8 protein-coding genes are annotated in these 10,726 nt (G+C 35.9%); 3 read left to right on the top strand and 5 right to left on the bottom strand.

Features of this window, described 5'->3' with window-relative positions; translation table 11 throughout:
- Positions 1-440 precede the first annotated feature (440 nt).
- Genes ABC228_RS17970 through ABC228_RS17960 form a run of 3 tightly spaced genes read left to right on the top strand, consistent with a single transcriptional unit; the run spans position 441 to position 3,297 of the window.
- Positions 441-1,481 carry a TRAP transporter substrate-binding protein gene (locus tag ABC228_RS17970; protein WP_345826561.1) on the top strand — a complete coding sequence of 347 codons (1,041 nt, stop codon included), beginning with the start codon at positions 441-443 and terminating at the stop codon, positions 1,479-1,481.
- Between the two features lie 14 nt (positions 1,482-1,495).
- On the top strand, positions 1,496-1,996 hold the full coding sequence (locus tag ABC228_RS17965; RefSeq protein WP_345826560.1) for a TRAP transporter small permease: 501 nt from the start codon (positions 1,496-1,498) through the stop codon (positions 1,994-1,996).
- On the top strand, positions 1,996-3,297 hold the full coding sequence (locus ABC228_RS17960) for a TRAP transporter large permease (RefSeq protein WP_345826559.1): 1,302 nt from the start codon (positions 1,996-1,998) through the stop codon (positions 3,295-3,297). The genes ABC228_RS17965 and ABC228_RS17960 overlap by 1 nt, the downstream gene beginning before the upstream one ends.
- A gap of 76 nt (positions 3,298-3,373) precedes the next feature.
- Here the strand turns inward: ABC228_RS17960 and ABC228_RS17955 are convergent, their stop codons facing one another.
- From ABC228_RS17955 to ABC228_RS17935, 5 genes are all read right to left on the bottom strand, one after another.
- Complete coding sequence (locus ABC228_RS17955; protein WP_345826558.1) at positions 3,374-4,441, bottom strand: sugar ABC transporter substrate-binding protein; 1,068 nt, start codon at positions 4,439-4,441, stop codon at positions 3,374-3,376.
- A gap of 29 nt (positions 4,442-4,470) precedes the next feature.
- Positions 4,471-6,180 (bottom strand): methyl-accepting chemotaxis protein, encoded by a 1,710-nt coding sequence (locus tag ABC228_RS17950; RefSeq protein WP_345826557.1) that lies wholly within the window; start codon positions 6,178-6,180, stop codon positions 4,471-4,473.
- Between the two features lie 232 nt (positions 6,181-6,412).
- Positions 6,413-7,879 carry a methyl-accepting chemotaxis protein gene (locus tag ABC228_RS17945; protein WP_345826556.1) on the bottom strand — a complete coding sequence of 489 codons (1,467 nt, stop codon included), beginning with the start codon at positions 7,877-7,879 and terminating at the stop codon, positions 6,413-6,415.
- A gap of 293 nt (positions 7,880-8,172) precedes the next feature.
- Positions 8,173-9,360 (bottom strand): peptidase, encoded by a 1,188-nt coding sequence (locus tag ABC228_RS17940; RefSeq protein ID WP_345826555.1) that lies wholly within the window; start codon positions 9,358-9,360, stop codon positions 8,173-8,175.
- A gap of 180 nt (positions 9,361-9,540) precedes the next feature.
- The gene (locus ABC228_RS17935; RefSeq protein WP_345826554.1) at positions 9,541-10,698 is read right to left on the bottom strand and encodes an HD-GYP domain-containing protein; all 1,158 of its coding nucleotides are present in this window, start codon (positions 10,696-10,698) and stop codon (positions 9,541-9,543) included.
- Positions 10,699-10,726: the final 28 nt, after the last annotated feature.

The following is a 10,726-nucleotide window of genomic DNA, read 5'->3' as shown; positions in this document are numbered from 1 at the left end:
ATCCATATCCAAGATTCCCATATAAATACTCGGTTACAAGCTTTATTTTAAATTCTTCACTATATTTAGCCATAAAAAACACCCCCGAAAGTTAGATTTTCACTCTAACTTTCGGGGGTCGGTACCATTCTTGCCAATGGATCCAGACGGTTTTTTTTAGCAAAAAATTCTCGCTCAACCACTCTTAATACGTTTTGTAGTTACATAGGCAGGAGGTTGTAGCACGCAGCCTTTTTTATTTCATCTTCTAAATACCCAACGGTAACCGGTCAACTTAGGTCATTACCGGTAAAATAAAACTAAAAATATAAAATATTCTTTATATTATTGATATCGTATTCTAAATAATATATGATAATGTATATAATTTAAGGAGCAGATATTTGTAGACTTTAATGTAAGCGTTTTCTAAAACTTTATTTTTAGAAGGAGAGATCACATTGAAGGTCAAAATGTTGAAGTGTATTTTATTACTAGTAGCAGGGTTTGGATTACTGTTTCTAGCTGCATGTGGGGATGAAGAAACTTCTAATTCCAGTGGCGAAGAGATAGAGCTGGATTTCTCACACTTTTTTCCACCCACTCATTTTATGGAAGAGGAGATTCAATCATTTAGTGAAGAACTGGAAGAGGCAACAGATGGAAGGGTGAAGATAACTTCATATCCAGGGGCTGCTTTAGCAAATCCGGATGAGCATTTTGATGCTGCTGCAACGGGTTCAGTTGACTTTGCATTAAGTGTTCATGGCTATACACCAGGTGAATTCCCACTAACATCGGTGATGGAGCTACCGTTTATGGCGGAATCTGCAGTTAAAGGTTCTGAAAATCTATGGAAGCTATATGATGAATTTGATGACTATGATGAAGAGTATGCTGGAACTGTACCGTTATGGCTCTATACAACAGATCCCGGTCAGCTATTTACGGTAGATAAACAGGTTAAAAGTATCGAAGATTTAAAGGGAATGAAGATCCGTTCTCCTTCTCCGGAAACTAGTGAATGGTTAGAAGCACTTGGTGCTACACCAGTTTCAATGCCAATGAATGAAAATTTTGAAGCGTTAGAGCGTGGTGTTGTTGATGGAACGATTGCTCCTTGGGAAGCGGTAAAGACTTGGGGGTTAGATGAAGTAATTAACTATGCAACTGTAGGGAATTTCTATTCTACCACCATGTTTGTCGTGATGAATGAGGATGTGTTTAATAGTCTTAGTGAAAAGGACCAGGCTACCCTTAAGGAGCTAACTGGTGAGAAAATGGCGACAAAAACTGGTGAAACATTCGATCAGTATGGTAGTGAAGCAGTAGAACAGGCCAAAGAAAAAGGAATTGAAATCTATGAGTTATCCGAGGATGAATTATCAGAATGGAAGGAATACATTAATCCAACCATAGAAAATTGGATTAATAATGTAGAAGAAAAAGGGCTACCTGGACAGAAAGTATATGATCGCGCAGTAGAATTAAGTGGTAAATAGGAGTGAGGAATACGATGCCCAAAATATTAGAGAAATCTGAGCGGGTATTAAATAGAATAGTAGATATTCAGCAGCTTATTGCCAATGTATTTCTCCTTGTAATCATGACAATTATTACGTTGGATGTGCTCGGTCGAAATCTTTTGAATCAACCAGTTAAAGGAAGCTATGAGATGACGGAACTGGGTGCGGCATTAGTTGTTTTTTTCGCATTAGCGATAACGCATCGCAAGGGTGACCATATCACGATTGATTTTCTACTTGATCGTTTCTCTGAGAAAACAAAGTATCGTTTGAATGGTCTGATTGAACTCGTTATTTCAGTTGTGCTGTTTTTTATGGCAAGACATATTTTTGAAAATGGATTACGTATGATGGAGAGAAATTCAACAACAACGGATTTAATGCTGCCTGTTCACCCCTTTTTATTTGTTATTTCGTTTACAGTGATTATTTTTATGCTAACAGCAGTATTTAAGGCAATTACCTACTTTCGATTGGCGGTGAATAAGTAATGAGTCCAGAGCTAGTTGGAATAGTAGGTATTGTTGTTCTACTTCTACTATTTCTTATCAGAGTTCCTGTAGCTATATCGCTTATTCTGGTTGGGACGGTTGGGTTAGCAATTATTCGTGATTGGGAATCAGCTCTTGTTCAATTAGGTACAACACCATTTTCGACAGCAAGCTCTTATTCACTTAGCGTAATCCCACTATTTATTCTAATGGGTATGTTCTTATCCTATAGTGGATTTGGACGTGACTTATATATAGCAGTGGATGCGTGGATTGGGCATATAAAGGGCGGACTTGCGATGACAACAATAGGGACAAGTGCATTGTTTTCTGCTATTTCGGGTTCGGTTAATGCAACTACGGCCACCATGGCAAGGATTTCACTTCCAGAGATGAAAAAATATCGCTATGATGATGCACTATCAACGTCTTGTGTGGCTGCTGGTGGAACACTGGGTATCCTTATTCCACCGAGTGTCATCCTTGTATTATATGGCATCTTAACAATGGAGCCAATTGGAAAATTATTAATAGCTGGATTGGTACCAGGATTACTGCAGATGGCTCTCTTCATGCTATTAATTTATTTTATGGTATGGAGGAATCCTTCACTAGCACCGGTATCGGAAAAGAAATCGTTCATGGTTAAGGTGAAGTCGTTATCAAGCATTTGGCCATTTGTCTTTTTATTTGCTTTAAGCATTGGTGGAATTTATTTTGGATACTTTACGCCGACTGAAGCTGGTGGAATAGGTGCATTTGGTGCGTTTATCTTAACGGTTTTAACAAGACGATTGAGCTGGGAAGATTTTAAAGCATCGTTGAATGAGACAACTCGCTTAACGGCAGCTATATTCTTTATCATTATCGGTGCTGATGTATTTAGTAAATTTTTAGCTTTAAGCACTATTCCAGTAAAAATCACACAGTACGTATCAGAATTAAATTTGTCTGCAACAGGCATATTACTTTTAATATTAGCTGTATATCTAATATTAGGCTTATTTTTAGAAGGAATTGCGATTTTTGTGTTAACGTTACCGGTTGTCTATCCACTTATTACAATGCTTGGATTTGATGGCGTATGGTTCGGTGTTGTCATGATATTGGTCATGAATATAGGTCTACTAACCCCTCCGATGGGGTTAAGTGTGTACATCATAAGTGGTGTCGTCAAGTACATACCCGCTCAGCGTATATTTAAAGGGGTTATCCCAATGCTGTGTATGATGGTTCTATGTTTAGTGTTGATTGTAGTCTTTCCAGAGATTGTAACCTTTTTACCAGATTTAATGAAGTGAATTTGAAGGTTTCGTTTTTTCTGCTGATTATTAAAAACTAGCTCTCTACAAATAAAGCTGTAGAGAGCTAGTCCAATTATTTACCATATATTTCTTCGGTAGTTAAGTATCCATCTTTAATGATGGTTTCTTCGATATTATCCTTTGTTACGGCAATAGGTTCTAGTAAAGTAGCAGGTACATCAATTTTTCCATTAGGAATAGTTTGATCCGTAGCAATGGATTCCTCATTGGCAAATTGAATCGCTATTTCTGCTGCGTTTTCCGCCAATAAGTTAATGGATTTGTAAACGGTCATAGTTTGGGTTCCATCAATTATCCGTTTGATAGCATTTAATTCAGCATCCTGGCCAGATACAGGAACGTCACCATCTAAATTCTTGGTAGCTAATGCATTAATGACGCCACCAGCAGTTCCATCATTGGCTGCAATAACAGCGTCAATCTGGTTTCCATTATCTTGTAAAGCAGCTTTCATATTTTCTTCTGCAACATCAGGGTTCCAACCATCCGTGTAATTATCGTATACAAGATTGATTTTCCCTTCATCGATTAATGGTTGTAAAATTCGCATGGTACCTTGACGGAGAAGAACAGCATTGTTATCTGTCTCTGCTCCACCAATGTAAGCAAAATTGCCTTCTGTTCTTTGCGCTATTATGGCGCTTGCTTGCATTTCACCAACTTTTTCATTATCGAAGGAGATATAATGATCAACATCTGCGTTAAGGATTAGTCGGTCATAAGAAATAACTTTAACGCCATTTTCATGCGCAATTTCTACAATAGAAGAAGCGGTGTCTGCATTTGTAGGTACGACAACTAATACATCTACTCCTTCTTCGATTAATAACTCCGCTTGTGTGATCTGAATATCGTCACTACCATTTGCTGCTAATGTTTTAACATGACCACCAAGTTCTGTTACTTTTCCTTCAAATAACTCTTTATCCTTATACCAACGTTCATCTTTTAATGTATCTAATACAAATCCAATGTACGGTTTTTCTTCATTGGCAATTAATTTTGTTGTGTCATTTGCTTGATTATCTGTCTTTGAAGACTCGCTAGAACAGCCTACTATAAATGCTGTGATAAGAATAGCTAAAATGAGTAACAAGCTTCGTTTGATTATCATATTCATTGTTGTCTCCTCTCTGTGCTTGACTACTATTAAATGCGGAACTTTTTCAAAAGCTGATTCATATTATCTACCATTCGTGACAATTCCCCAGCACTAGAAGATATATTGTCCATCGAGCTACTTTGCTCCTGAATAGATGCTGCTATTTCCTCTGTACCAGCTGCTGACTCTTCCGATATTGCTGCGATGTGCTCTACAGAGGTATTAATTTCCTGACTAGACTTTTCAAAATAAGCGAAGGTTGATGCAATCTTTTGGATACGTTGACTCATATCTTCTACTTGGTCTTTAATGTCCGTAAAATATTCGTTTGTAATTTGCATTTCTTCTGTACCTTTATCTGTTTCCTGATATCCCTTTGTTAACTGTGAGGACATCTCAACAGTGTCTTCCTTAATGCTAAAGATAATGTCCGAAATATTCGCCACAGAGTTAGCCACTTCTTCTGAAAGCTTTCGAACTTCTTCTGCAACAATAGCAAAACCTCTTCCGGCTTCACCAGCTCTTGCTGCTTCAATCGAAGCATTTAAGGCTAGTAGATTTGTCTGTTCGGCAATGGACTTAATGACTGAGACAATTTCTGTTATCGAATTCGTTTTCTTTTCTAAGCTTTTTACATTGGTTACAGATATTTCAACAACCTCATGGATTCGTTTCATTTGTTCTAATGACTGCTGCATTTGTTGATTACCCTTCGTTGAAGCATTTTGTACGCCATTAGAAACTTCAACTAACGCTTGACTATGCTTGGTTGCTTCTTGGAGTTTAGAGCTGAATTCATTTGTGCTTTCAGAAATAATTGCAGCTTCGTTTGCTTGATTACTTGTCCCAGTAGCCAACTCATCAACAGTTGATGCAATTTGATGACTTCCTAATTTTACCTCATCTGTTGTACTAGACATGATATTGCTTTGTTGGTCAACTTCTACAGATAGATTCGTAATTTCTCGAATCATCTCTCGTAGACTACCACCCATATCATTAATAGACTTGGATAGTTGTCCTATCTCATCATTTCCTTGATAGGTAAGCTCATTCAAATTCAAATCGCCAGATGCAATTTGGTTACTTCTATTCACAATCAGATTAAGGTTTTTGCTAATTTTTCTGCTAATGATGATGAGCAGGATGAAGGAGATTACAATGGCTAATATACCAGTAATAAATAAGAGCTTTGTTGTATTGTTAATGGTTGAATGCGCATCATTTATCGCAAGTTGATTTGATTTTGTTGCGGCATTTTTTAATTGTTCTCCTAATTCCTTGGTGTTTTCTTTAAGTTTATTCGTTGCTGCTTGTAATTCCGTATACTGCTGTGTATTTATTTCCTGTACCTGAGGAACTACCATGCTGAAAAAGTACTCATCTAACTCATTATTATTGGCAATGATTTGATTAAATAAGTCTAGCTGTTCCTGATTCTCTAATTTCAATTTTAAAGACTTTGCAGTTTCTACAAACTGTTTACTTGAAGTCAGATATTGCTGTAGTTTTTCCTCATCTTCTTCAACAAGATAATCTGGAATTTGTATATATTTCTCATTAAAATACGAAACAAGCTCAGATGAACTAATCGCTATCTCATTCGTAGCCGACGTTTCATCCATGGTTGTGTTCGTTTGAAAAAGTAAATAAAGGGTTAGCGAGATGGTGGCAAGAAATATAATAGCCATAATGGAAAACACAACTGCATACTTACCACCAATTCTCAAATTGGTCCATTTCCAATTCTGTAACACGTGATGTCCTCCCTATGATAGTATTTCTATTCTATATACATATCGGCTGCAAGATTCAGTTGGTTTATAGGTAATCAAATAGGTAGAAATCAGTGAAAATTTAATAAAATCTATCGATAAGATTTAAAGCCTAGATGATAAAAGGTTTGGGGAGACAGTAATACATTTTAGGCTGGAATGAAATGGAAAAAAGAGACTTAGGGAACTTGGTTCCTAGGTCTCTATTATCAGTCTATATAATACTTTTTGCTTCTTTTTCCGTTTCTTTCATTTCCACGCCTATTGCTTCATTTTGTTCATTTAAGTTTTCCACAGTAGCACTCATTTCTTCTAGAGCGGCAGATGATTGTTCAATAATGGCAGCTAATTCGTTTGTGGCATTATCGACTGTAGAAGAATTATCCTTCACATGGTTCGCTAAATACTGGAAGCTAGTGAACTGTGTACTAATCGTTTCTAATACAGTGGTTAAATTACTGAAAGCAGAGTTTACTTGCTCTGTTTTAGATAAGTTTTCCGTAACCATTTGCATATTTTCGTTCATAATATCGAGTGCAGAATCATTCGTTTCATTAACATCATGTAAGTTACTTGTTATTTTTTCTGCTGTATTATTTGTCATTTCCGCTAACTTTCGGATTTCGTCAGCTACAACAGCAAATCCTTTACCTGCTTCTCCTGCACGAGCTGCTTCTATCGATGCATTTAATGCTAATAGATTCGTTTGCTGACTTACATTGATGATATCGTTTGATAATGAATTGGTTTCATGTATTTTATTAGAAAGTGAATGAAAGGCTTCACTGAGCTTTTCTACATGCTTACGGAATTCATTCATATTAGCTGTTAATTCATCCGATAGTTGATTTCCTGTAGTTGCAGTATCGGTTGATTGTTCAAAATCCTGTTTAATGGCATTCGATTTTTCTAGCATTTGTTCAATTTGTGCCAATGTATTTTGAATACTCTGTGCGATATCAGATACTTTTTCATTTTGTACGGAACTACCAGAGGCCATTTCTGAAATTGCCTCCGTTATCTCTGATTGCGCGATAATGTTTTCTTGTACCTTTGAATTTACAGTTGTTATTTTACTAGTAATGCTATTGACTTGCTTCTCTAGAACAAGATGATTTTCTTCTTTTTCTTTTGCCTCTTGTTCACTGTTTGTTAAGAGGACTTCAATCTGATTAAACTGTTTTCGGTTTAAATAGATTAGTACCCCAGAGACGATTCCACTCAGTACATAGGTAACTAATGCTAGGGACAAGCTATCCTTTAAATAAATGACCTGATCAGTTGCGGCTATACTATTGTATACAATACCTACTGCCCCTAAAATATATCCCGTTAAGAATACTGGTAGCATTAGATAGCTAGTGGATAAGAAAAGTAAAAAGAAAAAGATAATTAACATTGATAATGAACTCGAGAATAATTGAATGCCGATAAATGATGAGATATAGGCAATACCGACGATAAAGTAGGGATATATATTATCTTTTTTCACTACATACTTTATGATAAAGAAACTCCCAATCAATAGTAAGAGTTCTCCTCCATAGAACATGCCTTTATTTGCCTGACCTTGTACTAGCGCCAAAGCTAGTGCGCTAAGTAGTGAAAAGGAAAAAACCGATAAAGTTAGAATATTTTTCTTTTTCACGTCTTGCTGTTTTAACTGTAAAGCTCTTGTCATGTAATTGCCCCCTATTAGTAGCAAAGTCTTTTTCTACTAATATCGGCATAAATAAATAGAAGTTAACGTTTAAGTATTAGAAAATTTTCCAATTGTCGGAATTAGTCGGTTTGTGAAAGGGGGAAAGTTGTCTAAACCCTTGTCCTATATGAGGTGATTAGGTGTTTGGTTGTATTATAAAAATAGTTGGTAATTATAACCAACTATATAAATGGTTTCAGATGAACGCAATGTTTTCGAACAAAATTAAAAAAGGCACCACATTCGCGGGCCTGTAAGTTTTATAACGATCGTTATTCCGACTTTTCTTCCAAACGCTTCTTAATCATTGCAACGATTAAAAGACCTCCCATTAGAATGGTCAGCCCTAATAATACTAGGGAATCCCAAAAATAAGGACTTTTAATAGATGACAATAGATTCGTGAAGATTTGAGAATAAGCATAATATGCTTGCGGAATAAAATAGCTTACGAATAATACAATGGTAACGAATAACCCAAACACATAAAATACACTATAAAGACGAACAGCCAATGTTTCGTCTTGAAATGTCTGGGTAGTAGAATCCTTTTTTATAAATGGAAGCCATTTCCGTAAATATTGCTTACCATTTTCCATTAGGTTATAGCTACCTGATATATTTTCAATTATATAGTAACAATCTGTTTTCATATAGAAACAGCATTGATAAATTGTTTTAATAAAAATATCAAAAATGACAATTGCTAGTACTCCCGTCACGATAGCATTACCATCTCCGATAAACATGGTGAGCAAGAAAGCTATCGTGATGATTACTTGTTCAAATGACATACCTGCAAAATATAAGGTGTTTCTTTGGCGTGGAGCCAACTTCCAAGCTGCAGATAGGTCTGTTTCGAATACGATTAACAATAATCGATGACCAATAGCTAATTTTGTAGGTAAGTCAAATGAACGAATTGCGAGTATATGGCCAAATTCATGAATGACGATTAATGCTAGCGAAATTACCATATACGATAAAATACTAAGAACCATAGAATCAAATAAAAAAATCTCTTTATAATTAGGTAGAAGTTCTGGATTAGAAAGCACCAATAGAATGTTTACGAGTAATAGGGTCATATAAAGCTTATTGGTTACTTTGTTAAAAAAGATACGGCCGAATTTAGGCGATATCCATCCAAAGCCATCAGCCCTACGACTTTTTTTCTTTATGGATAACTCCGTGCCATCGATTTCTTTAACTAATCCAAACTCCACTAATTGTTGGGCGAAAGACATGACATCGACTTCATCTGCTGGATAAGTTTTCAATAACGCTTGCTCTACTTGCTCGAGCGTTATGCCTTTATTAATTTGTTCAATGGCATCGATGCAAATTTTTGGCATTTCATAAAATTCACCAGTTGTACTTTCCTCTACGATAAAATGCCTTTTATCAGGGCGAATTTGCAAAGGGTATAGGCTTATCTTTGATTGAACCTGGATATTCATGTCCACACCATCACTTTTTTGATTAATAGGTTACTAGTATTTTAACAAGCTGCATCATTATCCTTGTGGGAAAAAGATGCACCACCAGCAAGTTGCTTTGATTTTTTTTAGCTTACGGATTTTCATGTATGTCACCCCCTTTCAAAAAAAAACAATTTATTATACCAGCGAACCGTCACATTAGGATGAGTGATAATAGTTCGTATGAATTTCTTTCCACTCAGGAAATACGTGCGTAAATAATTCAACTAATTCCGGATCAAATTGTGTCCCTTTTCCGTTAAGAATACGTGTATAGGCTTCCTCTATGGATAGTGCAGAACGGTATGATCTGGAAGAAGTCATGGCATCAAATGCATCAGCAATTGTGGTTACGCGAGCGAGAAATGGAATGTCTGTGCCCTTTAATCCTTCTGGATACCCGCTACCATCCCACCGTTCATGATGCGATAAAATCACCGAAATATTATCCGAGATTCCCTCCACATCTTGAACTGCCTTAGCACCTACTGCAGGGTGCATTTTAATTAAATTGTATTCGTCTGCTGTCAATTTCCCAGGCTTGGTCAAGATATAATCAGGTATATGAATTTTTCCTATATCATGTAATAGGCAAGCATAGTAAAAAAACTTTAGTTCTTCTTTTTTATATTTTTCAGTGGCTTTCGCTAAGCTTAGCGCATACTCTGCAACCCGTTCGCTATGCCCACGTGTATAAGGGTCTTTTAGTTCTAATGTCGTAATAATCCCTTTTACGATTCCTTCTAGTTGGTCATCATAGGCCCGTTTTACAGAATTCATGTAGCTATAAAAGCGGTGCAAAATAATATAGGCAATGAATGATAATACCACAACAATTAATAGCGGTAACATAACAACACTGTCATGTATTGTAACCCCTACTACTAAATATTTTAGAATCGTACCAAGTGAGACTAGATAAAAGAACTTTTTATTAACAAAGATTGGTGAAAACAACACCATATAAATCTCTACTAAATTACCACTACTATACGTAAAATCATTACCTAAATAAAAATACAGCTCTCTAGCTAAATTAAGGATCGTATAGCTTAAGAAATAGAAGTACTTTATCAGTTCAGGTTTGTTATTTTTAATAAAGTAAATGGATAATGGCAACAGGACAATCATGACAACATATAACAAGTAATCCGATATATTTGTCGACTTAACCACTTCTATATCCCAAGGGAATTCAGGCAATATATAAATATAGAAAATATCATAAATAAAGAAAATGGAATAAAATAGCCATAAAAACCATTTTACTGCCCGCTTCTCTTCATATAATAAAGATTTCTGCAGGGTTTTTTTCATGTTAATTTCCTCTCTTAGTAAAATTATA

This window comes from Ornithinibacillus xuwenensis (genome assembly GCF_039614845.1).
GTDB classification, from domain to species: domain Bacteria; phylum Bacillota; class Bacilli; order Bacillales; family Amphibacillaceae; genus Ornithinibacillus; species Ornithinibacillus xuwenensis.
Note: the sequence above shows the minus strand (reverse complement) of the source record. Positions and strands in the feature narration are given on the sequence as shown.

Excerpts from the sequence above, each read along its gene's own strand:
- ABC228_RS17965 (WP_345826560.1), top strand. The coding sequence starts at position 1,496 with ATGCCCAAAATATTAGAGAAATCTGAGCGGGTATTAAATAGAATAGTA.
- ABC228_RS17960 (WP_345826559.1), top strand. The coding sequence starts at position 1,996 with ATGAGTCCAGAGCTAGTTGGAATAGTAGGTATTGTTGTTCTACTTCTA.
- ABC228_RS17955 (WP_345826558.1), bottom strand. The coding sequence starts at position 4,441 with ATGAATATGATAATCAAACGAAGCTTGTTACTCATTTTAGCTATTCTT.
- ABC228_RS17945 (WP_345826556.1), bottom strand. The coding sequence starts at position 7,879 with ATGACAAGAGCTTTACAGTTAAAACAGCAAGACGTGAAAAAGAAAAAT.
- ABC228_RS17940 (WP_345826555.1), bottom strand. The coding sequence starts at position 9,360 with ATGAATATCCAGGTTCAATCAAAGATAAGCCTATACCCTTTGCAAATT.
- ABC228_RS17935 (WP_345826554.1), bottom strand. The coding sequence starts at position 10,698 with ATGAAAAAAACCCTGCAGAAATCTTTATTATATGAAGAGAAGCGGGCA.